The organism is Streptomyces sp. SID11385 (assembly GCF_010548245.1).
Lineage (GTDB): Bacteria > Actinomycetota > Actinomycetes > Streptomycetales > Streptomycetaceae > Streptomyces.
The window spans coordinates 1-25773 of record NZ_JAAGLR010001019.1 but is presented as its reverse complement, the minus strand read 5'-3'; the positions used below and the strand labels follow the sequence as shown (position 1 = coordinate 25773).

At 72.6% G+C, this 25773-nt stretch carries 29 protein-coding genes and 1 tRNA gene; 20 read left to right on the top strand and 10 right to left on the bottom strand.

Annotation, left to right across the window (positions count from 1 at the left end; translation table 11 throughout):
- Positions 1-360 (top strand): anti-sigma factor (locus G3I42_RS31105; RefSeq protein ID WP_164291045.1); only part of this gene is annotated, 360 nt, incomplete at its 5' end.
- Between the two features lie 218 nt (positions 361-578).
- On the opposite strand, the gene G3I42_RS31100 is transcribed toward G3I42_RS31105, so the two are convergent.
- Complete coding sequence (locus tag G3I42_RS31100) at positions 579-1010, bottom strand: DUF4267 domain-containing protein (protein WP_164291044.1); 432 nt, start codon at positions 1008-1010, stop codon at positions 579-581.
- A gap of 86 nt (positions 1011-1096) precedes the next feature.
- On the bottom strand, positions 1097-1492 hold the full coding sequence (locus tag G3I42_RS31095; RefSeq protein ID WP_164291043.1) for an antibiotic biosynthesis monooxygenase family protein: 396 nt from the start codon (positions 1490-1492) through the stop codon (positions 1097-1099).
- Between the two features lie 132 nt (positions 1493-1624).
- Between G3I42_RS31095 and G3I42_RS31090 the strand changes: the two genes are divergently transcribed.
- Positions 1625-2206, top strand: coding sequence for a TetR family transcriptional regulator (locus G3I42_RS31090; protein WP_164291042.1), 582 nt, complete (start codon positions 1625-1627; stop codon positions 2204-2206).
- Positions 2207-2335: 129 nt separating this feature from the next.
- Here the strand turns inward: G3I42_RS31090 and G3I42_RS31085 are convergent, their stop codons facing one another.
- Positions 2336-2980: a TetR/AcrR family transcriptional regulator gene (locus G3I42_RS31085; protein ID WP_164291051.1), complete on the bottom strand. Its 645-nt coding sequence runs from the start codon at positions 2978-2980 to the stop codon at positions 2336-2338.
- Positions 2981-3195: 215 nt separating this feature from the next.
- Here G3I42_RS31085 and G3I42_RS31080 point away from each other — a divergent pair, with 215 nt between their 5' ends.
- The 3 genes from G3I42_RS31080 (at position 3196) to G3I42_RS31065 (ending at position 6464) form a co-directional block, all read left to right on the top strand.
- Complete coding sequence (locus tag G3I42_RS31080; RefSeq protein WP_203607587.1) at positions 3196-4155, top strand: NAD(P)-dependent alcohol dehydrogenase; 960 nt, start codon at positions 3196-3198, stop codon at positions 4153-4155.
- Between the two features lie 38 nt (positions 4156-4193).
- Complete coding sequence (locus tag G3I42_RS31075; RefSeq protein WP_164291040.1) at positions 4194-4886, top strand: histidine phosphatase family protein; 693 nt, start codon at positions 4194-4196, stop codon at positions 4884-4886.
- Positions 4887-6179: 1293 nt separating this feature from the next.
- Positions 6180-6464, top strand: coding sequence for a hypothetical protein (locus G3I42_RS31065; protein WP_164291038.1), 285 nt, complete (start codon positions 6180-6182; stop codon positions 6462-6464).
- Here G3I42_RS31065 and G3I42_RS31060 read toward each other — a convergent pair.
- Complete coding sequence (locus G3I42_RS31060) at positions 6425-7102, bottom strand: TetR/AcrR family transcriptional regulator (protein WP_164291050.1); 678 nt, start codon at positions 7100-7102, stop codon at positions 6425-6427. The two genes, G3I42_RS31065 and G3I42_RS31060, sit on opposite strands and share 40 nt — an antisense overlap.
- Before the next feature lie 148 nt (positions 7103-7250).
- Between G3I42_RS31060 and G3I42_RS31055 the strand changes: the two genes are divergently transcribed.
- The 3 genes from G3I42_RS31055 to G3I42_RS31045 all read left to right on the top strand — a co-directional run bounded on the left by G3I42_RS31055 (position 7251) and on the right by G3I42_RS31045 (position 9576).
- Positions 7251-8117 carry an NAD(P)H-binding protein gene (locus G3I42_RS31055; protein ID WP_164291037.1) on the top strand — a complete coding sequence of 289 codons (867 nt, stop codon included), beginning with the start codon at positions 7251-7253 and terminating at the stop codon, positions 8115-8117.
- Between the two features lie 135 nt (positions 8118-8252).
- Complete coding sequence (locus G3I42_RS31050) at positions 8253-8549, top strand: type II toxin-antitoxin system VapB family antitoxin (RefSeq protein ID WP_009067182.1); 297 nt, start codon at positions 8253-8255, stop codon at positions 8547-8549.
- Between the two features lie 424 nt (positions 8550-8973).
- Positions 8974-9576 (top strand): LytR C-terminal domain-containing protein, encoded by a 603-nt coding sequence (locus tag G3I42_RS31045; RefSeq protein WP_164291049.1) that lies wholly within the window; start codon positions 8974-8976, stop codon positions 9574-9576.
- A 254-nt stretch (positions 9577-9830) separates the two neighbouring features.
- Here the strand turns inward: G3I42_RS31045 and upp are convergent, their stop codons facing one another.
- Positions 9831-10466, bottom strand: a complete 636-nt coding sequence (gene upp, locus G3I42_RS31040) for a uracil phosphoribosyltransferase (RefSeq protein ID WP_007824873.1) — start codon at positions 10464-10466, stop codon at positions 9831-9833.
- Positions 10467-10575: 109 nt separating this feature from the next.
- On the opposite strand from upp, the gene G3I42_RS37975 reads away from it, so the two are divergent.
- The 4 genes from G3I42_RS37975 (at position 10576) to G3I42_RS31020 (ending at position 12498) form a co-directional block, all read left to right on the top strand.
- Entirely contained in the window at positions 10576-10875 is a 300-nt protein-coding gene (locus G3I42_RS37975; RefSeq protein ID WP_164291048.1) for a hypothetical protein, read from the top strand.
- Between the two features lie 280 nt (positions 10876-11155).
- Positions 11156-11722: a hypothetical protein gene (locus G3I42_RS31030; protein WP_164291036.1), complete on the top strand. Its 567-nt coding sequence runs from the start codon at positions 11156-11158 to the stop codon at positions 11720-11722.
- 115 nt (positions 11723-11837) lie between these two features.
- Complete coding sequence (locus tag G3I42_RS31025) at positions 11838-12353, top strand: nucleoside deaminase (RefSeq protein WP_164291035.1); 516 nt, start codon at positions 11838-11840, stop codon at positions 12351-12353.
- A 54-nt stretch (positions 12354-12407) separates the two neighbouring features.
- A tRNA-Ser gene (locus G3I42_RS31020) sits at positions 12408-12498 on the top strand.
- A gap of 87 nt (positions 12499-12585) precedes the next feature.
- Here the strand turns inward: G3I42_RS31020 and G3I42_RS31015 are convergent.
- Together G3I42_RS31015 and G3I42_RS31010 are read right to left on the bottom strand one after the other, a co-directional pair.
- Positions 12586-14454, bottom strand: coding sequence for an FG-GAP-like repeat-containing protein (locus G3I42_RS31015; RefSeq protein ID WP_164291034.1), 1869 nt, complete (start codon positions 14452-14454; stop codon positions 12586-12588).
- A gap of 97 nt (positions 14455-14551) precedes the next feature.
- Positions 14552-15295 carry a hypothetical protein gene (locus tag G3I42_RS31010; protein WP_164291033.1) on the bottom strand — a complete coding sequence of 248 codons (744 nt, stop codon included), beginning with the start codon at positions 15293-15295 and terminating at the stop codon, positions 14552-14554.
- A 353-nt stretch (positions 15296-15648) separates the two neighbouring features.
- On the opposite strand from G3I42_RS31010, the gene G3I42_RS31005 reads away from it, so the two are divergent.
- Together G3I42_RS31005 and G3I42_RS31000 are read left to right on the top strand one after the other, a co-directional pair.
- Complete coding sequence (locus G3I42_RS31005) at positions 15649-16749, top strand: hypothetical protein (RefSeq protein ID WP_164291032.1); 1101 nt, start codon at positions 15649-15651, stop codon at positions 16747-16749.
- Between the two features lie 70 nt (positions 16750-16819).
- Entirely contained in the window at positions 16820-17308 is a 489-nt protein-coding gene (locus G3I42_RS31000; protein ID WP_164291047.1) for a hypothetical protein, read from the top strand.
- Positions 17309-17382: 74 nt separating this feature from the next.
- Here G3I42_RS31000 and G3I42_RS30995 read toward each other — a convergent pair whose 3' ends face one another.
- Complete coding sequence (locus G3I42_RS30995; RefSeq protein ID WP_164291031.1) at positions 17383-18912, bottom strand: RICIN domain-containing protein; 1530 nt, start codon at positions 18910-18912, stop codon at positions 17383-17385.
- A gap of 327 nt (positions 18913-19239) precedes the next feature.
- Here G3I42_RS30995 and G3I42_RS30990 point away from each other — a divergent pair, with 327 nt between their 5' ends.
- The 5 genes from G3I42_RS30990 (at position 19240) to G3I42_RS30970 (ending at position 23631) form a co-directional block, all read left to right on the top strand.
- The gene (locus G3I42_RS30990) at positions 19240-20328 is read left to right on the top strand and encodes a tyrosine-protein phosphatase (RefSeq protein ID WP_164291030.1); all 1089 of its coding nucleotides are present in this window, start codon (positions 19240-19242) and stop codon (positions 20326-20328) included.
- A 283-nt stretch (positions 20329-20611) separates the two neighbouring features.
- On the top strand, positions 20612-21601 hold the full coding sequence (locus tag G3I42_RS30985; protein ID WP_164291029.1) for an aldo/keto reductase: 990 nt from the start codon (positions 20612-20614) through the stop codon (positions 21599-21601).
- Between the two features lie 229 nt (positions 21602-21830).
- Complete coding sequence (locus tag G3I42_RS30980; protein ID WP_164291028.1) at positions 21831-22070, top strand: hypothetical protein; 240 nt, start codon at positions 21831-21833, stop codon at positions 22068-22070.
- 90 nt (positions 22071-22160) lie between these two features.
- Positions 22161-23015, top strand: coding sequence for a helix-turn-helix transcriptional regulator (locus tag G3I42_RS30975; protein ID WP_164291027.1), 855 nt, complete (start codon positions 22161-22163; stop codon positions 23013-23015).
- 115 nt (positions 23016-23130) lie between these two features.
- Entirely contained in the window at positions 23131-23631 is a 501-nt protein-coding gene (locus G3I42_RS30970; protein WP_239096793.1) for a hypothetical protein, read from the top strand.
- A gap of 31 nt (positions 23632-23662) precedes the next feature.
- Here the strand turns inward: G3I42_RS30970 and G3I42_RS30965 are convergent, their stop codons facing one another.
- The gene (locus G3I42_RS30965) at positions 23663-24145 is read right to left on the bottom strand and encodes a hypothetical protein (protein WP_164291026.1); all 483 of its coding nucleotides are present in this window, start codon (positions 24143-24145) and stop codon (positions 23663-23665) included.
- 253 nt (positions 24146-24398) lie between these two features.
- Positions 24399-24848, bottom strand: a complete 450-nt coding sequence (locus G3I42_RS30960) for a helix-turn-helix transcriptional regulator (RefSeq protein ID WP_164291025.1) — start codon at positions 24846-24848, stop codon at positions 24399-24401.
- 257 nt (positions 24849-25105) lie between these two features.
- Here G3I42_RS30960 and G3I42_RS30955 point away from each other — a divergent pair, with 257 nt between their 5' ends.
- Positions 25106-25375 (top strand): WhiB family transcriptional regulator, encoded by a 270-nt coding sequence (locus tag G3I42_RS30955; protein ID WP_164291024.1) that lies wholly within the window; start codon positions 25106-25108, stop codon positions 25373-25375.
- Positions 25376-25773 lie beyond the last annotated feature (398 nt).

Here is a 25773-nt window from a genome sequence, read left to right as displayed (position 1 = left end):
CGCGCGGCCCAGGACCGCGCGGCGCGCCTGGACGCGGTTCTCTCGGCCCCGGACGTGAAGGTCGCGAGCGCGCCGCTCGACGCGGGAGGCCGCGCCACGGTCGTCGTCTCCCGCGCCCGCGACGGCGCCGTCTTCGCCGCGACGGGCCTGCCCACGCCCCCGGCGGGCAAGGTCTACCAGCTCTGGTACGACGTGAACGGCACGATGCGCCCCGCCGGCCTCCTCCCCACCTCCTCCGGCACGGTCCTCATGCACGGCTCCCCCCGCACGGCCACGGCCATGGGAGTGACGGTCGAGCCGGAGGGCGGCTCACGGGCCCCGACCTCGAAACCGGTGGCGCTGATGGCGTTGCCGGGGTGAGGGGGATGGGGGCGGGGCCGACGGGGGCGGGGGTTGAGGGAGCGTTCGCGCGGTACGCGGGTGCGTTCGCCCCGTACCCGGCCACGTGTCCTCGCGGCGACGGCGAGACCGCCGCACGCGAACGCGGGGCCGCGAAACAGCCGCAGCCCCGCTCTCCGCGCTCCCCCTTCCCGTTCCCTCTCCCCGCTCCCGCTTCCCTCCCCGCCCCTCCCCGTCCGTCAGACGGGACGGACCGCGGGCGCCGCCGGAGCGGAAGCCTCGGCGGCCCTCCCGGTCTCGCGGAGGAACAGGCCCCCGGTGCAGACGATCAACACCGCGGTCAGCCCGTGGATGCCGAACGCGGCGGCGGCGGAACCGTGGTGGGCGAGGACGTTGATCATGTCGCCGAACGGGGCGACGGCCTCCATCAGCAGCACCCAGCCCAGCGCGCGCCGCTGGCCCGTCACCAGCAGCACCCCGAGGACGAGCCCCATCGCGACTTCGCGGATCCCCTTCATGACGAGGAAGCCGTCGCCGTCGCCGGCGGGCCAGTGCGGCAGACCGACGCCCGGCGTGGACGTCTCGGGGCTCAGGACGAAGGACAGCCCGAGGTAGAGGACGAACAGGGCGCCGAGGGTGGCCAGGGCGGTGTTGACGTGCTTGAGCGACATGGCGGTTCTCCTCCGGGGTGCGTCGTGGAACGGATCGGCGAACGACGGGTCCGCGAGCGGCGGAGCGACCGGCCGCGGCGGACGTGTCACGTGTCGATCCGCTCGATGTCGGCCCGCTCGTTATCGACCCGCTCGATGTCGATCCGCTCGAAGACGTGCGGGTAGGACACGACATCGCTGGGGAAGTCGGCGGCCAGGCGCTGGAACTCCGGGCTGCGGAGCGCGGCGGCGAGGGCCGCGGACGACTCCCAGACCGCGACGTTCATGAACAGCCGGCTGCCCGCCGTCCCCTTGTGCATCTGAAGCGAGACGAACCCCGGCCGCGCCTTCATGTACTCCGCCTGCCTGCGGAAGAGCGTCAGGAACACCTCGCCGCGCTCCGGCGGCACGACGAAGGTGTTGGTGAGGACGACCGGCCCGGTCTCCTGCGCGAACTGCGCGAACATCGGCGTCTCGGGGTCCAGGTTCCGCATCTCGACCATCGTGCAACTCCCTTGTCCCACACGCTGGATGACGGCACCCAAGCCGCGCCAACAGGTGTTGGCCAACGTGTGTTGGCAACCGTAGGACCGCGCACCTGGACTGTCAACACGCGTTGGCCTATGTTTGTTGGCATGACCGGCACGACCGAGAAGCAGCAGGCCGCACGGCGTTCGGACGCCACCCGCGCCGCGATCCTCGCCGCGGCCCGCGAGCGGTTCGCGGAGGACGGCTACGAGAAGGCGACGATCCGGGCCATCGCGCGCGACGCGAAGATCGACCCCTCGATGGTGATGCGCTACTACGGCAACAAGGCGGGCCTCTTCGCCGCGGCCGTCTCGATCGACCCGGACCTGCTGGGCCTCGACCTCGGCCCGCACGAGGACATCGGCCGCACGCTGGTGCGCCACTTCCTCACCCTGTGGGAGGAGAACGGCGAACTCACCGCACTGATCCGCGTCGCCGCCACCGACTCCCAGGCCGCCGACCGCATGCAGACCGTCCTGCGCGATCAACTCCTGCCCCTGGCCCGCCGGCTGGGCCGCGACCCCGAGGAGGCACAGACCCGCGCGGCCCTGTGCGCCTCGACCATGCTGGGCCTCGCCCTGACCCGCTACGTCCTCCGCTTCCCCGCCAGCACCGCCCTCACCCACGACCAGATCACCGCCTGGCTCGGCCCCACCCTCCACCGCTACCTCACCGCCCCGAACCCCTGACGCCGCCCCCTCCCGACGCGACACCGGACGGGGCCAGTACGGCACCAGGCGGACCATCGATCCCCGCTGCGCGCGCCCGAACCACCGCGCTGCCCCCGGTCGTTCGTCAGCGGCCGGGCCGCACCCGCTTCAGACGCCCGAACCGCCTTGCGCCGCCTCCCCGTTCGGGAGTGGCCAGGTGATGAGGTCCAGGGTTCCCGGTGGCGGGAGGGCCGCGCGGGACGGGTGCGCGCGGAAGGACTCCAGGAGGTAGGCGACGAGGCGGCGCGAGGCCGCGTGGTCGGCCGGTGTGGCGACGACGAGGCCGCCGTGGGCGAGGAGCAGCATCGAGAGGTCGGCCGGGTGGAAGTCGGGGCGGAGGGCTCCGGCCGCCTGCGCGCGGGCGACGAGGCGGCCGAAGTCCTGGGCGGCCTGCGCGCGGGCCGCGTCGGTGTGCGCGCGGGCGGTGTCCGGAAAGGCCCGTACGAACGCCTCCGGGAAGCCGCGCTCCTCCGCCTGGAGCGCGCACACCGTCTCGACGAGGCGCTGGAAACCGCGCCAGGGGTCGGGATCGGCCACCGCCTCGTCGAGGACCCGCGCGCACGTGTCCATCTGCTCCGCGAAGGCGGCCCGTACGAGGTCGTCGCGCGTGGGGAACCGCCGGTAGAGCGTGGCCACGCCCACCCCGGCCCGCCGCGCGACGGTCGCCATCGGCGCGTCGAGGCCCCGCTCGGCGAAGACCTCGCGCGCGGCGGCGAGAAGACGGGCCCGGTTGCGCAGGGCGTCGGCGCGCAGGGGTGGGGCGGGAGGGGCAGGGGTCGCGGCAGCCGGGGCCGGGCGTGCGGCAGTCGGGGCGGAGGGCGCGACGTTGGTCTCGTGCGCCGTTTCGGGGCGCATCCGAGAGGAATCGGTCGGCACTGTTTCTCACTCCCGTCTAAGTGGACGGTTCCGTCCGCTTTCCAGCCTACGCTCGGCCCGGCGGGGGCTGACGAGGAAAGGTGTGCGTGATCATGAAGGCTGTGCTCTACGACCGGTACGGCGGCCCCGAGGTGCTGTACGTCGGCGACGTGCCCCGCCCCGAGCCCGAGGCCGGCGAAGTGCTCGTGCGGGTCCGGGCCTTCAGCGTCAACGGCGGTGAGCTGGCGGGACGTGCCGGACGGGTGCGGTTCGTCACGGGACGGAAGTTCCCGCAACGGGTCGGGCTCGACTTCACCGGCGAGATCGCCGCGCTCGGTCCCGGGACGAGCGGCTTCGCCCCGGGCGACCGCGTCTGGGGCATCCTGGGCCGCACCTCCGGTTTCGGCAGCGCGGCGGAGTACGTCAAGACGACGCCCGCGCGCCTCGGCAAGGTCCCCGACGGGCTCGACCTCGTGGCCGCCGCCGCGCTCCCCGTCGGCACGACCGCCGTGACGGCGCTGCGCGACAAGGCCCGGCTCAAGCCCGGCGAACGGCTCCTCGTACGCGGCGCGGCGGGCGGCGTGGGCAACGTCGCCGTCCAGCTCGGCGCCGCCCTCGGCGCCGAGGTGACGGCCCTCGCGCGCGGCACGAACCTCGACTTCGTCCGCAGCCTGGGCGCGACCCACGCGTACGACCACCGCACCGTGTCACCCCGCGACCTGGGCGAGTACGACGTCGTCCTCGACACGGCCGGCACCGAACTGCACACGTACCGCCGCCTGTTGGCACCGGGTGGGCGCATGGTGACGATCGCCTTCGACCTCGCCCGCCCCTTCGCCTCGCTCGGATACGTCGCCGCCAGCGCCGTGCACGGCCCCCGCCGCGTCCGCTTCTTCAGCGGCAACCCGAAACGCGCCCTGTTCGACGAGGTCGCACGGCTCGTCTCCACCGGGGCCCTCCACCCGGAGGTGGAGAAGGTCTTCCCGCTGGAGGAGACCGGCGAGGCCCACCGGGCGCTGGAGGCCGGAGGCGTTCGGGGCAAGTACGTGGTGCGGGTGGACGCGGAGGGGTAGAGCTGAGCGAGGACGTTTCCCAGCCCCGGGAGGTACTCGTGTCGGTTCCCGCCCTCACCCCGCCCTGCGCACTCGTCGAACTGTGGGCCGTACGCCACGGGGAGAGCACCGCGAACGCCGTGTACGCCGATCCCGCGACGGCGGACCGCACCGAGCCGCTGCCGGGCCTCGACCGGGACGTGCCGCTCTCGGAGCGGGGCATCGCCCAGGCGACCGCGCTCGGCGGCTGGCTCGCCGAGCGCGACCCCGGGCTGCTCGTCGTCTGTTCCCCGTACCTGCGCGCCCGTGAGACATGGCGTCTCATGGCCGAGGCCGCCGGGCTCCCCGCCGGCGACGCCCTCGTCGACGACCGCCTGCGCGACCGCGAGCAGGGAATCTTCGCCCTCCACCCACCCGCCGCACTCCGCACCCGCGACCCGCGCGAGGCGGAACGACGCGAGCGCGTCGGCACCTGGTTCTACCGCCCACCGGGCGGCGAAGCACTCACCGATGTGACGGTCCGCGTCGGCCAGTTCCTCACCGAACTCTCGCGCGCCGCGACAGGCCGGCGCGTACTGCTCGTGGCACACGACGCGGTCGTCGTCGCGGTACGCCAATACTTCGGCGGCATCGGCTACCCCACCCCCGACCACCTCCCACCCGTCCCCAACGCCTCCGTATCGCACTGGGTGACGGAGGCAGGACGCCTGGGCCTGGCGAAGTGGGGAGAGGTGGGGCACTTGATGGGGTGACTCCTTCGGGGGCGGGGGGCGAAGGGGCGAGGGGCGGGGCGGTGAAGGGCGAGGGCTGGGCAAGTGGGGAGCGCGGGGCGGGGCCGGTGGGGGCACGGGTCGGGGCGGGTGGAGGGCGAGGGCCGGGGCGGATGGGGGGGGGAAGCGCGGGCCGGGCCGGGTGGAGGCACGGGTCGGGGCGGACGAGGGGCGAGGCCGGGCCCGTGGGGACGAGCGGGGGGCACCGCCAGGGGTCGACAGAGGCGGAGCCAGGGCCGGAGCGGAGCCCGGCACGGCCAAGGGCAGGAGACTCCGACGTTGGGGCGGCAGGGCGGCCGCCAGAGCCGGGCAGGGATTGGATCAGCAGAGGTGGGCGGGGCCGGGCAGGACCAGGGGGTCTCCGAGGGTGTGGGCAAGCCGGACAGAGGTAGGGCCGGGGGCGAGCCCGTCCCAGGGCGACGAGTTACGAGCGCTCGGGGCAAAGGGGTAGCGGAACGGGCCTGGGGTGTACGGCGGTACGGGTGTACGGAGCGGAAGGCCGCCCGGGTCCCCCGTACGGGTGCTAAGCGGAGGCTTCGCGCACGGTCGGCCGGGGCGATGGGAAGAACCGCCCCATGCGGAGCTTGGGCGTGTCGGGGCGGTGGCTGATGCCACTGGCCACCGTGCTGCTCGGCCTCTGCTGCGTACTCGTCGGCACGGCGGGATGCGCGGGGGCCAGCCCTGGCGGCGCGGGGGCCACCCCCTGGAGCACCGGCTCCGCCGAAGGCGCGGCACCCACCCCATGGAATGCGGGGACTGCGGAGGTTGCTAGCCCGGTCGGGACCCCATGGACTACTCCCGGAAGCGCGGCAGCCACCTCCCCAAGCGCGAGTTCCGCCGGGGGTACGGCTCCCACCGGAAGCACAGGCCCCGCCGGGAGCATGGGCTCCCCCGGAACCGCAGGCTCCCCCGGGAGCACGGGCTTTCCCGGAACCACGGGCCCCGCCGGGAGCACGGGCTCCCCCGGGGACGCCGGCTCCGCCGGGAGCGCGGGCTCCGCCGGAGGCGCAGGGGGCTCCGTCGCCGAGGTCGAGGCGGGCGCGCCCGCCGAGGAGGCCGCCGCCGAGGGCGCCGCCGCCGCGCCGCCCCGCACGCACACACCCCGTCCCCGCCGCCGTCTCACCCCCGTAACGGAGAAGCCCGCCCCCGGCCAGGCCCTTCCCGCCCCCGCCAATCACCCCGCTCCCCCACACGTCGTCCTGCGCTGCTGAGAGTCCGCTCCATCCACTCAGCACGCCCCCGTACGACTCACCAGCACCACCAGGGAGCACCCCCATGCCCTTCGACCGTGACGCGGCCCTCTACGCCCTGCTCCGCGCCGAGGCGCACCGCCGCACCGAGCGCCACACCGACGACCACGCGCAGAACCAGAACACGGAGCCGGCACCTGAGCCCGCGCCCCCGCCCGCGCCCGCGACCGACGGGTCCGCACCAGAACCCGCCCCTAAGACCGAGCCCCAGCCCCAGCCCCAGCCCGCAAGGAAGACCCCGGCCCCACCCCCCTCGCCCCGTCCGGCCGCTCAGTCGGAGATCCGCTCCAGCCACTCCCCCATGAGCTGACGCTCCGCCGTCGACAGCCCTGCGATCCCGTCGAGCCCGGCTCGGAGCGCGCGCGCCGCCCCGGCCGGGCCCGCTGGGCTCGCGAAGGCAGGGGCCTCGGTCGTCACCGCGGCGATGAGCGCCTCGCGCGAGGCGGTCAGCAACTCCTCGTCGCGGCGGCCCTCCGCGAGCACCGTGAGGACCGTGCCGCGACCGGAGGCATGGACGAGATCGGCGGCAAGGCGCTCGCCGACGCGCAGCCGCCCCGCCGTGGCGAGCCTGCGAATGCGGCGTGTGAGGTGTTCCTCGGCGGCCGTGAGGGCGGGGGACGCGGGTGGCGCGGTGCCCGGGTCGGCGTACATGAGGGAGTAGAGCGCCGGGTGGGCGAGACCGAAGTCGACGTGCAGGTCCCAGCCGGCCCGCAGGTCGTCGACCGGGTCCTCCACGTGCCCCTGCGCCTCCTTCTCGCCCAGGTACGCGCCGAGCCCTTCGTCCGCGACGGCACGCAGCAGACCGTCCTTGTCACCGAAGAGCCGGTAGATCGCCGGGGCCTGGACGCCCGCGCGCGCCGCGACGGCCCGCGTCGTCACCGCTTCCCTGCCGCTCTCCTCCAGAAGTTCCGTAGCAGCCGCCACGATCCGCTCCCGCAATCCCTCCACAGCCGCCACCGGTCCCTCCTTCGTCCCTACGCACGCGGCGCGTGCTCGTACGCACACAGTATCACCGTTATCACCGAAGTGGTAACACAGGAAATATCGGTGATACGGTGAATGCGTTACCGACGATATCGCCTCCAGGAGGACACCCATGATCATCGTGACCGGAGCCACCGGACAGCTCGGCCGCCCGCTCGTCGAGCAGTTGCTGCGTCGCGTTCCCGCCGAGCGCGTCGGGGTCAGCGTGCGCGACCCCGAGAAGGCCGCGGACCTCACGGCGCGGGGCGTACGGGTACGAAGGGGAGACTTCAGCGAGGCGGAGAGCCTCGCGCACGCCTTCGAGGGCGCGAGTCAGCTCCTGCTCGTATCGGTGGACGCCACGGGCCCCGAGGCCCTCGCGCGGCACGCGGCGGCGCTCGAAGCGGCGCGCGCGGCCGGCGTGGGACGCGTGCTCTACACGAGCCACCAGGGCGCCTCCCCCACCTCCCCGTTCCCGCCCATGCCCGACCACGCCGCGACCGAGAAGCTGCTCGCCGCGAGCGGGATCGCGTACACCTCGCTGCGCAACGGCTTCTACGCCTCCACGACGCTCCAGCTCCTCGGCGACGCGCTGAACAGCGGAAAGCTCTACGCGCCCGAGGACGGCCCGGTCTCCTGGACCACGCACGCCGATCTCGCCGAGGCGGCGGCCGTGATCCTGGCCGCCGGGGAGAGCGGCGAAGCTCCGTTCGACGGCCCGACCCCGGCCCTCACCGGGCCGGAGGCGCTCGATCTCGCCGGCGTGGCCCGGATCGCGGGGGAGGTCACCGGGCGCCCGATCGAGCGAATCGTCGTGCCCGACGACCAGTGGCGGGACCAGCTCGTCGGGCACGGGGTACCGGAGCCACAGGCGGACCTGCTGGTCGGTCTCTTCCGGGCGAGCCGGGCGAAGGAGTTCGCCGAGACGGGGCCCGCGCTCGGTGAGCTGCTCGGGCGTGAACCGCGTGACCTGCGCGGTTTTCTGACGGAGAGCCTGTGAAGGAGGGGTGAATACGCGGGGTGACAACTCGGTCCGTACGGGATACGTGCACGAAACGTAGGGGAATCGGTCGCGGCGGGCCGTAAACCGCCCGCTCGGCTGCGCCTCGGGGACGCGGCCCGGTAGGCTTTCCGTGTGATCTTCAAGCGCATCGGAAACGGCCGGCCGTACCCCGATCACGGCCGGGAAAGCACCCGGCAGTGGGCGGACGTCGCACCGCGTCCGGTCCGCCTAGACCAGCTCGTCACCACCAAGGGGCAGCTGGACCTGGAGACCCTGCTGGCCGAGGACTCCACCTTCTACGGCGACCTCTTCGCGCACGTCGTGAAGTGGCGGGGCGACCTCTACCTGGAGGACGGCCTCCACCGCGCGGTCCGCGCAGCGCTCCAGCAGCGGCAGGTGCTGCACGCGCGCGTGCTGGAGATGGACTGACGGACCAGGCGAGGCACGTCAGGCGGGGGGCACGCCGAGCCGAGTGTTCGGACAGGGAACGTCGGGCCGGGCGCTCGGGCGGGACTTCCCGGCAGACGGCACGCTGAGCGTCAGGTACGGGGGGAACCAAGGCTTCCCCACGAGTGCTCACGGAGCTTCCTGGTGGGCGGAGCCCTGGACCTCCGGCAGGCGGCGGCAGGACTGAGCGCCGGGCCGACGGCTCACGAAGCTCCCGCCCGCCCGGAGACCCCGCACCCCGCACCTACGGCGTGGCGCACCGCATCCACGGCGTGGCGCCCCGTACGGGTTCGCTCGGCCGTTCGGGTCGCTCCGCGTGATCTGCACCCAAGTGGATGATCATTAAGTAGGCATGGCCCGCAGGCCGCACTACGCTGCGTGTATGAGCATGCTCACACCTCCCGGCATGGGCGGCAAGTACCGCATCACGGGGGACAAGTACCCCCATATGCGTCGCCCCCGCAAACGCGGCAGGCTCGTGGCGGTGATCGTCGCCTCGGCCGCCGTCCTCGGTCTGCTCGGCTGGGGTTCGCTCCAGCTCTTCGACGTGTTCTCCGGCGGCGGCACGGCGACGGCGGCGGCCGGTCCGAAGCACTGTGCCCGCCCCTCGGCCGAGCCCGCGCGAGTGACGAAGCTGCCCGCGCCGAAATCGGTCAAGGTCAACGTCCTCAACGCGACGACCCGTTCGGGGCTCGCCAAGGAGACGGCGGACGAGTTGAAGAAGCGGGGCTTCACGATCGGCGAGGTCGGCAACGCGCCGGCCGCTTACGACAAGAAGGTGAAGACGGCGGGGCTGCTGATCGGGCCGAAGAGTGCGGCGGACAGTTCGCTGAAGGTTCTCGGCACGCAGTTCGCCGGGGCCGGGACGCGGACCGACGCGCGGAAGGGGGCGACGCTGGATCTCGTGATCGGGGACGGCTTCACGAAGCTGACCGCTCCGGGGACAGCCGAGAAGGCGCTCGCCGCTCTGCAGCGGGGGCCCGCCGAGTCGGCGAAGCCGAAGTGCTGAGGGACGGGGTTTCGCGGGGCGGGCCGACCGGGCCTTCGGGGCCCCGGCGGCCCCTGGCCCCGGCCGGGCGTCCCTTCGGGTCGACCGGCCCGGGCCGCTGAAAGCCCCGCAAGCGCCCCGTACACCACGTACAGGCCGAAAGCACGCCGAGAACCCCGGGGGGAGCCCCGGCCCCGAACCCGAACCCGAACCCGCTCTCCTCACCCGCCGGAGGGCGGCCCAGGAACGGACCCGAGCCGGCGAAGGGTCGCTCCCTACTCGGCCGCCCCGTACATGCGGTCGCCCGCGTCGCCCAGACCGGGGACGATGTAGCCGTTCTCGTTGAGGTGCTGGTCGACCGAGGCGGTGACGACGGTGACCGGGGTGCCGGCGAGTTCGCGTTCCATGATCTCGACGCCCTCCGGCGCGGCGAGGAGGACGACGGCCGTCACGTCGTCGGCGCCGCGCGCGATGAGTTCCTTGATCGCGGCGACCAGGGTGCCGCCGGTGGCGAGCATCGGGTCGAGGACGTAGACCTGACGGCCCGAGAGGTCCTCGGGCATGCGGGTCGCGTACGTCGAGGCCTGGAGGGTCTCCTCGTTGCGGACCATGCCGAGGAAGCCGACCTCGGCGGTGGGCAGCAGGCGGACCATGCCGTCGAGCATGCCGAGCCCGGCGCGCAGGATCGGGACGACCATCGGGCGCGGGTACGAGAGCTTCACGCCGGTGGTCCTGGCCACGGGGGTGTCCAGGTCGACCTGGTCCGTGCGCACGTCCCGCGTGGCCTCGTAGGCGAGCAGGGTGACCAGCTCGTCGGCGAGGCGCCGGAAGGTGGCCGAATCGGTGCGCTTGTCGCGCAGCGTGGTGAGCTTGTGCGCCACCAGGGGGTGGTCGACGACGTGAATCCGCATCTCACCACAGTAACCGGACACCCTCATGCCCCCCGACCGGCATCAAAGCCCCCAGCCCGGGGAACCGAAGGGACACATGGGCGCGGGCTGCCCACCGGGGCGGAGGATGGTGACGAACGGCATGGCGGAGGCGACGGTACGTGACGGAGAAGAGCCGGAGCCGCGCCGCCGGAGGGGTATCCCTGACAGCGGAACGGGGCTCCCCCGGCCACGCGCCGAGGACACCCCCGTACCCCCGTCGGCGCCCGCCCCCGTACCCCCGCCGGACCTGGAGCGGCGACGGCGCCGGGCCGAGTTCCTGCGCGATCTGAAGGAGGCCCGGGAGCTGCGCGAACGGGTCCAACCGCGCCGGGCACGGGTAGCGCGAATGCGACGCCAGCAACTACGCATGCGGAGCTTCCGGTGGTGAGTGGACAACGCCGTGCCCGTCCCAGCGCGGGCAGGGGCCCGCGCACCGGACCACCCCAATGCCACCCCCGTTTCGGCGCGGCCCCTGTTCCTCGGGTGGGCGGGCGGCGCAGACTCGGTGGCGGAGTCGCGGCGGGGTGCGGACACAGCGGCGGGAACGCTTCACCCGGCGACCGCGCTTCTGCCACGATTCCGATGAAGGGGACGGGGACTTCGTACCGCCCTCCGCCCCCGGCCTCAGCCGGGCGACCGGCACCCTCAGAACCAGTGGGAGAGTCACGGTGTACTTCACCGCACTGCTCGCGCGCACCGAAGACGGGTGGGAAGCGAGCGACACGGAGCTGGACGATGTGGAGACCCTGTCCGACCTGACCGATCTGGCCAGGGAGTACGCGGAGAGGACCGGTGCCGAGGACGACACCGTGCTCGTCTACGTGGAGCAGGAGGAGGGGGCCTGGTTCGGCCTCGTCCGGGTCGACGGGGAGGACGATCCCCGCGTCTACGTCTCCGCCGCGCAGGCGGCTGCCCGCAGTTCGTACGGGGAGATCCTCCTCACCGACGAACTGCTCGGCCGCGAACCGACCGACACCGACCCCTCGACCGACCTGGACGCCCTGGACCTCGACGGCACCGAGGAGGGCGACCCCGACCAAGAGGAGGGCGCGGACCGCGAGGACTACGCCTCCGCGTCCGCCGACTCCGTCCCGCCGGGCCCGGTGGGCGACGCGGAGATCCTCGCCGACCTCGGCATGGCTCCCGCCGACCTGCTCACGGTCGACGAGTCGGACCCGCTCTCCGCGATCGGCGAGGCCCTCGGCATCGGCGAACTGGCGGACGCCGTGCGCTGACCCCGCTCCGCACCACCACCGCGCGCCTGGCGCACCGGCGCCACGCGCGCCACCACCGCACCGCCACCGCGCCGCCGTACGGGCCCCCTCGTACGGCGGCGCTACGGTACGGGCCATGCGCCCCGAGGCCCGTGACCCCGAACCCGAACCCCATCCCCTGCGAGACCCCGATCCCGTACGAGACCCCTGGCGTCCCGCGATGCGCGCCGCGCTCGCGGCGGCCGCCGAGGCGGCCCGCGCCGGGGAGATCCCGGTGGGGGCGCTCGTGCTCGACGCGTCCGGTACGGAGCTGGCGCGGGCGCGCAACGAGCGCGAGGCGACGCACGACCCGACGGCGCACGCCGAGGTCCTCGCGCTGCGCCGCGCCGCCGCCGTGCGCGGCGAGTGGCGCCTGACCGGCTGCACGCTCGTCGTGACGCTGGAGCCCTGCCCGATGTGCGCGGGCGCGCTCGCGCAGTCGCGCGTCGAGCGGGTCGTGTACGGGGCGCGCGACCCGAAGGCGGGCGCGGCGGGCTCGCAGTGGGACCTGCTCCGCGACCGCCGCCTCAACCACCGCGCCGAAGTGATCGGGGGCGTCCTCGCCGCCGACTCCACCGCCCTCCTGGACGCCTTCTTCACCGCCACCCGCTGAGCCGTCCCCTCACCGATTTCAAACCACGGCCCCTCATGGGCTAGAGTTCGTCTCGGTAGCGTGTCCGAGCGGCCGAAGGAGCTCGCCTCGAAAGCGAGTGTGGCGTAACCCGTCACCGTGGGTTCAAATCCCACCGCTACCGCCAGCGAGAACCGCCCCCGACCTGGGAAAACAGGTCGGGGGCGGTTTTGTGTTCCAGGCATCCACCGGCGGCCCGGCGCGGGGGCGGCGGTCAGCGGGTCCGGAAGTGGCGGAAGAGGTTGCGGGCGACGTAGACGCCGGGGCCGCCGAAGCCGACGAGGTCGGGGCGGCCCTCGCCCGTGAGATCGGCGAGGAAGCGCGGGTGGCGGTCGACGCGCCAGGCGCCGGCCTCGTCGTTGTGGCCGAAGCCGCGGCAGACGAACTGGGCCCGGTCGAAGCGGCCGTCGCCCCGGCCGTGCGCCACCCAGACGCCCTCGTCGCCGAAGCCCACGATGTCGGGGACGCCGTCGCCGGTGACGTCGGCGAGGTGGCGAAGGTGCTTCTTTCCCGACCAGCCCTGGGCGCGCCCGAAGTCGTCGAGGACGAGGCGCGCGGGCTCGAACGTGCCGTCGCCGCGCCCCCGCGCCACGACCACGCCTTGCGGGCCGAAGCCGACGAGGTCCAAGGTCCCGTCCTTGGTGGTGCGGATCAGGTGGCGCGGGTGCCCGGAGGCGGAGCTCCAGCCTTGCGCGGTGCCGAACTCGGCCAGTACGTAAAGAGGTTCGGCGAAAGTGCCGTCCTCCTGCTGGAGCGCGACCCAGACCCCGTCGTCGTGGCAGCCGACCAGGTCCGCGCGGCCGTCACCGGTGAGGTCGGCGAGGAAGCGCGGGTGACGGTCGACGCTCCAGCCGCCCGCTTCCTCGTCGTGGCCGAAGGCCCGCAGTACGGGTTCGTCCTCGACGGGTGCGAACTTGCCGTCCTCGTCCTGGAGCGACACGTGGACGCCGTCGTCGTGGCAGCCCACGAGGTCGAGACGGCCGTCGCCGGTGAGGTCCACGAGGTAGCGGGGGTGCTTCTCGGTGCGCCAGTCGCCGGCCTCGGCGCCGTGGCCGAACGCCTTGAGGGCGAGTTCGCCGCCCGCCGGGACGAAGGTCCCGTCCTCGCCCCGCGTCGCGACCCGGACACCGTCCTCGGCGAGAACAACGGCGGCCAGTCCGCCCTCGCCCGTCAGGTCCGCGAGGGTCCACAGGTCCGCGGGGCTCGCGGTGGCGGCGGGCTGGAGCAGGGCGCGCGGGTCCTCGAAGGTCCCGTCGCCCCGGGAGGCCGAGGTCAGCGGCGTCTTGGCGGTCTTGAGGCCGACGAGGTCGGCGCGTCCCGTACCTGAGATGTCGGCGAGGAACCGTGCCCCGGCTCCCGCCCACCAACCGCCGTTCGGGCCGAGAGGCGAACGCGGGTCCTGCTCGCTCTGCCAGCCCCCGGCCGCCTGGTCGCTCCCGTAGTCCTCCAGGACGAGCAGCATGTCGCTGAAGGAGGGGGTGGCGCCGGGGGCGGGGCGCAACGCGCCGGAGGGTGCCAGGCGCCAGGACCGGCGCCCGTTCCAGTGGCTGAGCGGGCTCCACTCCAGCACGGTGTCGCTGATGCGCTCGGGGTCGGCGGTGGCGAGGCGCCAGTGCTGGGCGGCGACGTCTTCGTCGTAGGTGCGCAGCACGACGGGGATCTCCGCTCCGTCGGCCTCGCCCTCGTCCTCGTCGGCCTCGCGCTCCGGGGTGGCGAGGTCGAGGACGGTGGTGCTGCCCACCGCCTCGATGAAGTAGCGGCCCGCCGCGTCCTCGACGGGGACGACGTGCCACTGCTGGGTCTTCCTGCCGGGCGCGGCGGTCTCCGCGCGGACGCCCTGGCCGGCGGTGGCGGGCTGCGCGAGCACCTTGCCGCCGACGAGGTCGCGGATCACGTACGCGGGGTCCTCCTCCGCCGTGGCGGGGAGCGGTTCGAGGCACCACCGGGCGGGACCGGCTCCGTCGCCGGAGGCGACCCCGAGCACGAGGCCGCCGTCCGCGCGCGGCACGGCGGGGGCGGCGAGGGTCCTTCCGGTGGCGGCGTGGACGAGCTCCAGCTTCAGGTCTTCGGTGGGCACGGGCATGGTGGTGGCTCTTCCAGGCGGTACGGGCGGCGGTTCGGGACGGGGGCGGGGCGGGACGGCAGCGCGTGAGTCCGGGGGGACGCCGCCGGGGCCGGGCTCACGTGTAGAGGTGGTGGTACGGGACGTCCCACTCGCTGGGCAGGCGCGGGTAGAACGTGTTGATGACCGTGCCGGTGAAGTCGCCGCCCCAGTTGTAGGTGAGCCGCGCCTCGCTGTTCGCCGCGACGGTGTGGTCCTTGAAGCCGAGGATCGTGTCGGGGTGGGTGATCGGGACGAACGTGATGCCGCCCCACGGCGTGACGGTGACGGCCCACAGCTGGGTGTCCTCGCGCGCGCCGTTCTTGCCCCGCCACTTGTCGCCCACCTTGTCGGGCAGGCCGACCTGGAGCATGTCCCCCGGGTTCTGCGGCGCGTCCTGGTGGACCGTGACGCGCCGGCGCCGCGGCTTGGGCACACCGTCGTCGCCACGCCCGGCCGCGCCCGTACCCACGGTGCCGCCCGTGCCGGACGCCGTACCGGGCACCGCGACGGGCGCCTGGCCGGCGGCGCTCTCGATGAAGTACAGCGGGCGCTGGCCGAAGAAGCCGCCCGGGGTGAGGTACCAGAGGTGGCCCTCGGCCTCCTTGGTCGCCGGGTCGAGCGCGGTGGAGAGCTGGACGCCCTTGTCGTGGCTGGAGTCCTTGAGCTCGGCGGGCCGCAGATAGCCGCCGTTGAAGGCGTGGACGAGCATGACCGGACGGTTTTCGTGCAGTGCCGCCACGACCGCGTTGTCGTGGCTGTTCACCGCCACCGGCCCGCCGACCACCAAATTCGCCATCGCGGTGCGTTCCTGGGTGTACATCGCGGAAAACCCATCCGTTCGATCGGGAAACAATACGTCGCACGCCCCACCGCCACGAGATGCTTTTTCGAACGCTTTTCACGTCGCATAGCAAGGCTGCTCGCCCAACGCTCGTAAAGCCTGCACACGGCCTGGCAGGGCGTCGGCCGAGAGACCGACAGTGCGGGAAACTACCCTGCGCACAAGCGAGTTGAGAAATCTCCTGGGCCCTTGTCACTCGATTGAGTGCGTTGCCCCATCTCGCCTTCGCGCGCCTTTACAGCCCGTGGTAGCTTCGATTTTCGGAACGTGCGTGGACGATTTATTTCCCTTATTTCGCGCGCGGTGCGAACGGAATTGAGCAAGGACGGGGAATGCCTTCCAACGCGTACAACCTGGTACCGGCCGTGCGTCGGCCCCTGACGAAGAAGAACTTGCGGGAACTGAACATCGAGCAGTCCTGGCAGAACATTCTGAACCATCCGAATCTGGTCTACGTGGACAACTACGGGGTCCGGCACAAGCCCACCGGCTTCTCGCTGAACAAGGCCAGCTTCGGCACGTTCACCGGCTCCGCCTTCCAGCTCGGCTGGCTCGCGTACATGAACCTCGGCGAACCGCTGATCGAGGAGCGCGGCGACATCGGTCAGCCCCCGCCCGACACGTTCTCCACCCGCGCCTACGTCAACCGGAGCCAGACGTCGAAACTGACGTTCACCGACTCCGTCGACTTCTCCGTGTCGAACGGCGTGACCTGGTCGCTCTCGGGCGACGCGCGGCTCACCTTCGGGGGGAGCGTCAGCGCCTCCCTGCAACTCCAGTTGCAGAACCAGTTGCGCCTCGATCTCCAGTCCCAGTTGCAGGCGTCGAGTCAGAACGAGGCGGCGACCCGGAACACGGAGACGATCACCAACAAGAACAGCAAGGACAGCGTCGGGGTCGACAAGGCGACCGCCACCGAGGGATCGACGCGGAACGCGTGCACGGCCACGTCGACGAACACCGTGACCAACTCGGTCGGCTTCACCACCACGGGCAGCGCCACCGGCAGCGCGACCCTCAACGCGCAGCTCGCCCTCGGCCTCACGGCCTCCGTGGGCGGTTCGCTCACGACGAGCTGGTCCTCGAAATCGCAGATCTCCGGAGAGGTCCCGCCCGGCGCGCGGGTGCGGACGCTCGTGACCCAGCGGCGTACCCGCAAACAGTTCGTCTACGAGATCCCGGTGAGCTTCTCCGGTCTGATCGCGGTCGAGTACGACGTCCCCGTGGGCATCATGGCGCCGCCGCAGACGACGAAGAGCTACCCCGGCCTGGACCGCGTGGTCGCGAGAGACATCGGGGACATCGACCTCGCCGACGGGGGCTTCCGGATGAAGGGACTCGCCGAGGTCGTCTCGGCGCTCGAAGTGGACCACGCGATGTTCGACGGCGAGGACCTGACCGCCGACGAGCGGACCCCGTACAAGCAGCCGTGAACGACCGGCCCGCCGCGCCACCACCACGAGAGAACGCGCCACCATCACCACGAGAACAGGGATGACGACCATGGTGTTCGACAACGTCTTCGGCTCCGCAGGCCAGAGCGCGGGGCTCTTCTCGGTCCGCACGGACGACGCCAAGCCGGAGCCGGGCGAAGGCATCGACTTCGAGGACTCGGACGAGTCGACGTACGACGACCGCAGCACGAGCCTGTTCAGCAACACGATCCACGGCGCCACCTCGCGCGCGAAGATCGTGCGCGAGGACGCGCCGGAGGCCCGCGCCCTTCTCGGGCTTCTCGGCGCGTTCATCCAGTCCACCCAGGCGTCCGCCGGGGAACAGGCGCGGTACGCGGCCGACCCGGGCTCGGTGAGCGCGGCGGCCTCGGCGGGGATGCGGGAGGCCAGCGGCACGGTGAGCGAGCGGGACGACCTCCAGAAGGACGCGGACCTGGAGAACCGGCCGTCGAAGGACGACTTCACCAAGCCCCCCAAGGCCCCGGACGCCCCCAAGGCCGCGAAGCCGGGGAAAGAAGGGTCGGGAAGCGACTCCTGAGAACGGGTGCGGCGGGGGCGGCCGGGGAAGCTCACCGGCCCCCTGCGCCTCGCGGGCATCTCAGGCGGCTCGGCTCACGCGGTGATCAACTGCCAGTGCCGGTACGTGGCTTCGCCGTCCGCCTCGTCCTGCCGGAGCGCGGTGCGGCCGTTCGTGTCCACGTGCAGGAACAGCCCGCACTCGCCGCCCGTGATCTCGTACACCGGCGGCTGCTGACTCGCGGGCCCGGCCGGGACGAGCCGCCACTGCTGGTGGCGCGCCCGCCCGCCCTCGTACGCGCGCTGGGTGAGTTCCGCACCGGCGCAGGCGTGGCCCGGCGCGGCGGAGAGGACCTTGCCGCTGCGCAGGTTCTCGATCCGGTAGAGGACGCCGTCCTCGTCCTGACCGGCCGGGAGCAGGCGCCACTTCTGGTGCTCGCGGGGGGTGGCCGGGTACTGGCGGATCTCGGCACCGTCCTTGAGGGATTCGAGCCGCACCCCCATGCGCAGCCTGCTGCGGGCATTGGTCCAGGAAACGACCGTGCCGCCCTCGGGCAGTCCGGCCAGCTTCGCCGAGGCGATCTTCCTGATGCGGTGGTTGGCGTGGTCGACGATGTAGAGGCTGTCGACACAGTCCACGGCGAGGGCGTACGGCTCGTTGAACGCGGCGGAGGCCGCAGGGCCGCCGTCCCCCGCGAAGCGGCCCTGGCCGGTGCCCGCGACCGTACTGATCGTCCCGTCCGGCGTGATCTTCCGGACCCGCTGATTGCCCCAGTCGGAGACGTACAGCGTGCCGGTGCTGTCCATCGCGAGCCCGTACGGCCGCTTCAGCCGGGCGGAGGTCGCGGGACCGCCGTCACCCGAGAAGCCCTCCGTCCCGGTTCCGGCGAACGTGGTGATGATGCCGTCCGGCGCGATCTTCCGGATGCGGTGATTGCTGGCGTCCGCGACGTAGAGCGCGCCTTCCGCGTCCTGCGCCAGGGAGTAGGGGGCCCTCAAGGGTGCCGAAGTGGCGGGACCGTTGTCCCCTCCGTAGCTCGCCGCACCCGTCCCCGCGATGGTGCTGATCCTGCCGTCCGCTGTCACTTTCCGAATCCTGTCGTGGCCCCACTCAGCGATATAGACACTGCCGGAGGCGTCGATCAGGAGTCCGTAGGGCTTGTTCAGCAGGGCCGAGGCCGCCGGCCCGCCGTCGCCAGCGAAGCCCTTGGCGCCCGTTCCGGCGAAGGCGCTGATCTTTCCGTCCGGGCTGATCCTGCGTACACGGTGGTTCTCGGTGTCCGCGATGTACACGACACCCGTGTCGTCCACGGCCACCTCACGGGGGCAGTTGAGCCGGGCGGCGGTGGCAGGACCGCCGTCGCCGGTGTTGCCCGGCGCCCCGGTCCCCGCGATCGTGGTGATCTTCCCGTCCGGAGTGATCTTCCGGACCCGGTGGTTGCTGTACTCGGAGAAGTAGACCGTGCCCGCGCTGTCCACCGCGACGCCGTAGGGGTGCTTCAGCTGGGAGTCCACAGCCTGCACGTCGTCCGCACCGGCCCCCGGCGACCCGGTCCCGGCGATTGTCACGATCGTCGCGATCATCCCCTCGCCAGCCTCAGTGGTAGCCGCCTGATCGGTGGTCATGGTCTTCCCCTCGCCGCTCACCAGCAATTGACCACGGAAGGTTATATCTCGACTCCGCACGGCAACAAAGGCGTCTTCGAGGCGATCACAAGGCGACACACGGAGACCGAGACGCGCATCAACCGAACAGAGCACACGCAGAAGCGGGTGCCGACGTGATCACCGCCCCGCGCGCCGAATCCCCCACCACCCGACGCGCCGAATCCCCCACTCGTCCGCACGCGCCCTCCGCAGCCGGCCGCCGTCAACCTGACGGAGCTCTTTCAGTCCTCCGGGGTTCATCTCGGCTGCGCCGCACCGACATCTGCGCCCTACACGGTGTTGCTCATGAACCGCATCAAGGCCACCACCGGCGTCGCCGCGACCGCCGCCCTCTTCGTGGGCCTGGCCGCCCCCGTCGCCTCCGCCCATTCCTGGAACGCTCCGGAACGGGGTGTGGCGAAGCACCACAGCTCCATCCCCTTCACCAGCGCCACGGTCACCGCCGGCACCCACGGCTCGTACACCTTGAAGTGGAACGCCCCCGGCACGCGCTCCGTCCTGATCCGGGCCGACGGCCGCGTCGTGGCCCACGGCGGTTCCCAGGGTCAGGCCGTGGTCAAGGGTCTGCCCGCTGTCGACCGGCAGTGGTTCACCTTCGACGCCGGCCGCGGCGATTCCCTCCAGCTCGCGGACCGCCTGATCAAGCTGGACGGCACCGTCAACTTCCGCGATGTCGGCGGCTACCGCACCGCGGACGGCCACTGGGTGAAGATGGGCCAGGTCTACCGGTCCGACGCGCTGGACAAGCTCACCGCCGCCGACCAGGCCAAGCTCCGGCGCCTGGGCATCCGCACCGACTACGACCTGCGCGCCCAGTCCGAGCGCGAGCAGGCCCCGGACCGTGTTCCGGCCGGCGTGCGGTACGTCGTCGCCGACGTCCTGGGCGCGGCGGGCAACACCACCGTCGGGCAGATGCCCACGACGGCCGAGGGCGCCGAGCAGATGATGGTGGACGGTGAGAAGGGGTTCGTCGACGCCGACAGCGCCAAGGCCGCCTTCTCCAAGGTCATGGCGGGTGCCGGGGACAGCCGCGCCCGCGGCGTCCTCTACCACTGCACCGCCGGCAAGGACCGTACCGGCTGGGCCACCGCCGCCCTGTTGACGGCCCTCGGCGTGCCGCGCGAGACCGTGACGGACGACTACCTGGCCAGCAACACCTACCGAGCGGCCGGCAACGCTGCCGCCCTCGCGGCGATGCCGGCCGACCAGGCCGCCGTCTACAAGCCCCTGCTGGACGTCCGTCGCGAATACCTCAACTCCGGCTTCGACGAGATCAAGGCGAAATACGGCAGCTTCTCCGCCTACTTCGACAAGGGACTCGGCGTGAACCAGAAGGAGCTGGGCGAGCTCAAGCACGATCTCCTGGTCGGCTGAGCCGCGGGCAGCCCAGGGGCCACCCCTGACGGGCGGGGGGCGCGTTCGTGGCGGACGCACCCTCCCCGTCCCCGCGGACGCACCCTCCCCGTCCCCGCGGACGCACCCTCCCCGTCCCCGCGGACGCGCCCTCCCCCGTCCCTCGGCCGCCGTCGAACACCGCCTCGGGCCCCGCGACACCGCGGCGCCTCTTGACTTCGAGCGCACTCCATCTCCTAGCGTCGTTTCCTGGCACCGGCCGCCCAAAACCGGACGAAGGCCACGACGAAAGGCTCGTACGCACATGAAGCAGCGCACACTCGGGGACCTGGAGGTCTCGCCGCTCGGTCTCGGTTGCATGGGGATGTCCGCTTTCTACGGCACCGCCGACGAGAAGGAGGGCATCGAAACGATTCGCCGCGCCCGCGAACTGGGCGTGAATTTCCTCGACACGGCGCAGATGTACGGCCCGCTCACGAACGAGTCGCTGGTCGGCCGGGCGGTCAAGGGCCACCGCGACGAGTACGTGATCGCCACGAAGTTCAACCTGCGGATGGACGACGCCGTCCCGGGCGACCCGAGCACGGTCGGGCCGCAGGACGGATCGGCGGAGCACGTACGCACGTCGATCGAGGGCTCGCTGCAGCGGCTCGGGACCGACTACGTGGACCTCTACTACCAGCACCGGGTCGACCCCCGGGTGCCGATCGAGGAGACGGTCGGGGCGCTCGCGGAACTCGTCGCCGAGGGGAAGGTCCGCCACATCGGCCTGAGCGAGGCGAGCGCGGCGACGATCCGGCGCGCGCAGGCGGTGCACCCGATCGCGGCCGTGCAGACCGAGTACTCGCTGTGGACGCGCGACCCCGAGGCCGAGGTCCTGCCCGCGTGCCGCGAGCTGGGCATCGGCTTCGTGCCGTACTCGCCGCTCGGGCGCGGCTTCCTCGCGGGCCGCTTCTCCTCGCCCGAGGAACTCGACGCGAACGACTTCCGCCGCCACGGCCCCCGCTTCACCGGCGACAACCTCACCGCCAACCAGCGCCTCGCCGCGAAGGTGAAGGAGATCGCCGCCGAGAAGGGCGTCACCCCCGCGCAGCTCGCCATCGCCTGGGTCCTGGCCCAGGGCGAGGACCTGGTCCCGATCCCGGGCACGAAGCGCCGCACCTACCTCGAACAGAACGTGGGCGCGCTGGACGTGGAGCTGACGCCGGAGGACTTGGCGCGCATCGAGGCGGAGGTACCGAAGGCGGCCGGCGAACGGTACGACGAGGCGGGCATGCGCACCGTGAACCGGTGAGGTGACGGGGCGGGGCGGGAAGGAGACGGGTCGCGGGCGGGGAGGCCGAAAACGCGCGGTGGAAGCGGCCCCTCGCGCAAGCCCCCGCGAACGAGCCCGCAAGATCGCGCAAGTACCCCCGCCTCCGCCCCACCTTGCGCAAATATGCGCAAGTGACTGGTCGGTGACCCTGCGTCGCGACGATCCTTCCAGGAGACGGTCACCCCGAGCTTCGAGGGAGTAACAACCCGTGGCCATTCACCTGGTGTGCAAAGACCCCGCGAGCCCGAACAACAACAGCCCCACGCTGTACTACGACGACGAGACGGACACCTTCCTGCTCCAGTCCTGGATCGTCCAGGACTCCAGCCGCCTGGACTCCCTCTCCGTGCCGGACCACGAGACCGTGGTCGAGTTCCCGAAACGGCTCTTCGCGCTCTTCCCGACCGCCGGGGAAGTGCTGGCCCTCGAACGGCACCGCAAGAACTAGCCGGACATCAGAGCGCTGTCGCGGACAAGCAGGGTGATCCGGGCGACGACGGCTTGGGGCGAGGGCTTTGCGCACGCCAGACTGAACGGCATGTCTTCCTCCTCCGATTTCGACGCCGCACGGATCGCCCTGGGGAACCGCTTACGGGCCCTGCGCAGACAACAGGACCTCACCGCAAGGGCGTTGGCCGCCGCCTGCGGCTGGCACGAGTCGAAGATCAGCCGTGTCGAGAACGGCAAGGCCCTCCCCTCCGTCCAGGACCTCAGGACATGGACGGCGGCCTGCGGCGCCGCCCCCGGCACGGTCGACGAACTCGTCGCCATGGCACAGAACATCGAGCTGCTGTACGTCGAGTGGCGCCACCTGGAGCGCAGCGGGCTGCGCCGCGCGCACGACCGCACCCGTCCCCTGTGGACCGCGACCCAGCGCTTCAAGAGCTACAGCCAGTGCCTGCTGCCGGGCATCCTCCAGACCGAGTCCTACACGCGCGCCGTCCTGACGGCGATCCGCGACCGGCGCGACGTGCCCGACGACCTGGAGGAGACCGTACGGGCGCGCATGGAGCGGCAGCAGATCCTCAAGGACGGCGGCAAGCGCTTCGCCATCGTCCTGGAGGAGGCGGCGCTGCACTACCGGCTCGGTGACCGCCAGGTCATGGTCGAGCAGTTGAGCCGGCTCATCACCGTCTCGGCGTACTCGAACGTGAGCCTCGGCGTGATCCCTCGTACCGCCCTGCGCGCCGGAATGTGGCCCGTCGAGGACTTCTGGCTCTTCGACGACCGCGAGGCGAGCGTCGAGACCGTCTCCGCCCTCCTGACCCTCAAGCAACGCACCGAAGTCGCCCTCTACCAGGACGCGTTCACACGTCTGCACCAACTCGCGCTGCACGGCAGCGACGCGTTCCCCCTCATCATGGCGGCCCTCCCGAAGGACCCGCGCGAGTAGCGCTCCCGCGACGACGGGCCGCCGCCAAGGCCGCACGGCTGGAGGCCCGTTGTTCCCCTCGTTCCCCCGTACGCGTACGTATCTCTCGCGGCATCTCGGTACGTGTACGTACCTCGTGCGCCCTCGCGCGCGGGTCGACCGCCTCGGCTTCCCCCGGCCGCACGGACGCGAGACGCCCTACCCGAAGCCCCGTCGGCGCAAGGCCGTTGCCTCCGCTGCGGTGTGCGCGACGGCGCTCGTCGCGCTCGCGGGCGCGGGGGGCGGGCAGGGTACGGGCCCGTCCGGCGGAGCGGACGGGACGCGCGAGGCGTTGCGCGAGGCCCTGGAGCGGGAGCGGCTGCCCGGCGAACACGTCCGCCGCGACGGCGTCACGCGCGCCGGGTCCGTCCTCCGCATCGCCCTCGACGGCTCGCGGCGCGGAGGCGAGGAACTCGTCCTGCTGTGCCGGGGCGACGGTGCGCTGAAGGTCGGCACGGAGCCGGCGCTCGGCGCCTCCGCACTGCGCTGCGCGGGAGCGGTGACGCGGCTGCGGGCCCGCGCGCGCACGACGGTCGAGATGCGCGCCGACACGACCACGGGGAACGTGGCATGGGCGGTGGCCTCGTACCGTCACTGAGCCGGGCCTCCCGCTCAGCTCTCCCTTGCGGTCAGCTCTCCCCTCCCTCCGCGGTGCCGCGCGGGCGCAGTCCCGGCTGACGGGGGATCGTGGGGGCCTTGGAGCGGCGGCTCTTGGGGGCGAGGACGGGGCGGTGCGCAGGGGTGGGCGAGGGGCGGCGCTTGGGCGGGGCCGCCTCCTCCGGCGGGGCTTCGGCAGGGGTGTCGCGGCGGCGGAAGGGGATGATCGCGGCCTGGCCCGGCGGGCGGGCGGGTGGCCGGGGAGCGGGAGTGCGGTGCTCTGCGGCGGCATCGCGCCAGCCACTGCCGTACGCGCGGAACTCGCGGCGCTCCAGCTCGGCGCGCGGCAGCAACACCAGGTCCTCGGGCGCGTACCGCTCCAGGAGGCCGGCGAGGGTCTCGAGAAGGGAGGGCAGCCCGCCCGGCTCCGTCTCCGCCGCCGAAGCGCCTTGGCGGCGGGCGGCGGCACCCTCCGTCTCCGCAACCGGCCGGGAGCCCTGCTCGCCCTCGACCATTGCGTGCGGCTCTTCCTGACGTTCTCGCGCGAGCGCGCCCCCGTCCGGTGGCCGGTCCCCGCCCCTCTCCGCCGGAGTCACCGTTTGTCCCACCGACCCGTACAGGTGACATTGAGTCAATCTATGGGGCACGATTCGATGACAGCTTAGCTTGCCGCTTCATGCGACGGGTGAGTACGGACGGGAGGCCCGCGCACGCCCCTCGGGGCTCAACCGCGGTGCTCACGGAGGGGCGGCGGAACGCGCCCCCGGCTCAGCCCCTGCGCTTGCGGCGGGCCGGAAGTTCGCGGGCCGTCCGCTCCTCCGGGATGAACTGCCCCGCGACCCGCAGGAACATCTCGCGCTGCTCGGGGGGCACGCCGAGCGCGGCGGCGGCCTCCTCCAGGCTGAGCCGGCCCGTACCGGCGCCCGCGCCGTCCCCGTCCCCCGCGTCCGGAAGCGGAAGCTCCTCCTCGGTGAGCTGGCCCGAGTGGATCAGCATGTCGCGGACAGGGATGCCGAGCGCGTGCGCGAGCCTGCGCATCGTCTCCAGGTCCGGCATGCTCTGCCGTTGCAACAGCCGCGTGACGGCGGCGCGATGCACCCCGGCCTCGTCGGCCAGGCGCGACTTCCCGCCACCACGCGGGCTGTCGATGTCATAGCCGCGCCGCCGGATCTCGTCCTCGATCCAGGCCGCGAACCGGTCCAGTTCGTTGACGCTCACGACTGCCTCCCTCCGAAGCGACATCCAGGCTACCGCGCTTGCCCGCACAGAATTACGCGCTTTCGCGTGCGCAACGTGAAGATCTTGTCGAGGCGGTGAGGGATGTAACGGGGGCGCGCGGCGCGTGAGGGGCGAAGGGTGTGGAGGTCAGGTTTTTAATTGCGAGTGCGCACGCAATCTGTCAGGGTGAAGGACGCGCCTCCGATTCCCTCCCGCCCCACCCGCCCCACCCTTCACTCGCGTATCTGGAGCACTCGATGAATCCGTCCCTCCTCGCCCTCCCCGCCGAGACCTGGACCCGCTCCGCCGCCTGCCTGGGGCTGCCGCCGGAGGTGGTCTTCGCCCGCCAGGAGCAGCTCGCGGCGCCCGCGCTGCGCGCCTGCGCCCGCTGCCCGGTCACGCGCGAGTGCGAAGCGGCGGTGGACCCCGGCGCGCACTGGTTCGACGGGGTGTGCGGCGGGCGGCTGTGGCGCAACGGGCGGCCGGTGGAGGGCCGCCGTACGCGAGGAGCCGGGACGGCGGCATGAGCGGGGACCGCGTCCGTACGGGGCGGTGCTCCCCGTACCGCGCTCGCGGGGCCTGGGCCCCACCCGTACCGCGCTCGCGGGGCCGTCGCGGGCGCCGTCCCGGGCCCGTACCGCCCCCTGTCATCACCATCCGCAGCAGAAGGGACCCGCGATGAGTGGGAAGAACAGCCGAAGCGGGAGCGCCCCGGCGGGCGTGTCGCCCGAACCGTCGCGTGTGTCGCAGCCGTCGCCGCGCGTGTCGCACGAGTCGTCGCGCGCGACCCCGGGAACCCGGCCCGCGCCCGGACCCCACCCCGCAGCCGCACCGCACCCCGCACCCGACACCCCCGAGGACACCGCCGCCTTCGTGCGCGACGCGACACTCTGGGCTGCCCTGCTCGCCCGCCAACTCCCGGACC

Bases quoted from the DNA above. Each gene is read 5' to 3' on its own strand.
- G3I42_RS30985 (WP_164291029.1), top strand. From the start codon at position 20,612: ATGAAGCAGCGCACACTCGGGGACCTGGAGGTCTCGCCGCTCGGTCTC.
- upp (WP_007824873.1), bottom strand. From the start codon at position 10,466: ATGCGGATTCACGTCGTCGACCACCCCCTGGTGGCGCACAAGCTCACC.
- G3I42_RS31025 (WP_164291035.1), top strand. From the start codon at position 11,838: ATGCGCCCCGAGGCCCGTGACCCCGAACCCGAACCCCATCCCCTGCGA.
- G3I42_RS31010 (WP_164291033.1), bottom strand. From the start codon at position 15,295: ATGTACACCCAGGAACGCACCGCGATGGCGAATTTGGTGGTCGGCGGG.
- G3I42_RS31100 (WP_164291044.1), bottom strand. From the start codon at position 1,010: ATGTCGCTCAAGCACGTCAACACCGCCCTGGCCACCCTCGGCGCCCTG.
- G3I42_RS31005 (WP_164291032.1), top strand. From the start codon at position 15,649: ATGCCTTCCAACGCGTACAACCTGGTACCGGCCGTGCGTCGGCCCCTG.
- G3I42_RS31090 (WP_164291042.1), top strand. From the start codon at position 1,625: ATGACCGGCACGACCGAGAAGCAGCAGGCCGCACGGCGTTCGGACGCC.
- G3I42_RS30990 (WP_164291030.1), top strand. From the start codon at position 19,240: ATGAACCGCATCAAGGCCACCACCGGCGTCGCCGCGACCGCCGCCCTC.
- G3I42_RS31095 (WP_164291043.1), bottom strand. From the start codon at position 1,492: ATGGTCGAGATGCGGAACCTGGACCCCGAGACGCCGATGTTCGCGCAG.
- G3I42_RS31080 (WP_203607587.1), top strand. From the start codon at position 3,196: ATGAAGGCTGTGCTCTACGACCGGTACGGCGGCCCCGAGGTGCTGTAC.
- G3I42_RS31000 (WP_164291047.1), top strand. From the start codon at position 16,820: ATGGTGTTCGACAACGTCTTCGGCTCCGCAGGCCAGAGCGCGGGGCTC.
- G3I42_RS31065 (WP_164291038.1), top strand. From the start codon at position 6,180: ATGCCCTTCGACCGTGACGCGGCCCTCTACGCCCTGCTCCGCGCCGAG.
- G3I42_RS30965 (WP_164291026.1), bottom strand. From the start codon at position 24,145: ATGGTCGAGGGCGAGCAGGGCTCCCGGCCGGTTGCGGAGACGGAGGGT.
- G3I42_RS30955 (WP_164291024.1), top strand. From the start codon at position 25,106: ATGAATCCGTCCCTCCTCGCCCTCCCCGCCGAGACCTGGACCCGCTCC.
- G3I42_RS30975 (WP_164291027.1), top strand. From the start codon at position 22,161: ATGTCTTCCTCCTCCGATTTCGACGCCGCACGGATCGCCCTGGGGAAC.
- G3I42_RS30995 (WP_164291031.1), bottom strand. From the start codon at position 18,912: ATGACCACCGATCAGGCGGCTACCACTGAGGCTGGCGAGGGGATGATC.
- G3I42_RS31055 (WP_164291037.1), top strand. From the start codon at position 7,251: ATGATCATCGTGACCGGAGCCACCGGACAGCTCGGCCGCCCGCTCGTC.
- G3I42_RS31015 (WP_164291034.1), bottom strand. From the start codon at position 14,454: ATGCCCGTGCCCACCGAAGACCTGAAGCTGGAGCTCGTCCACGCCGCC.
- G3I42_RS31045 (WP_164291049.1), top strand. From the start codon at position 8,974: ATGGGCGGCAAGTACCGCATCACGGGGGACAAGTACCCCCATATGCGT.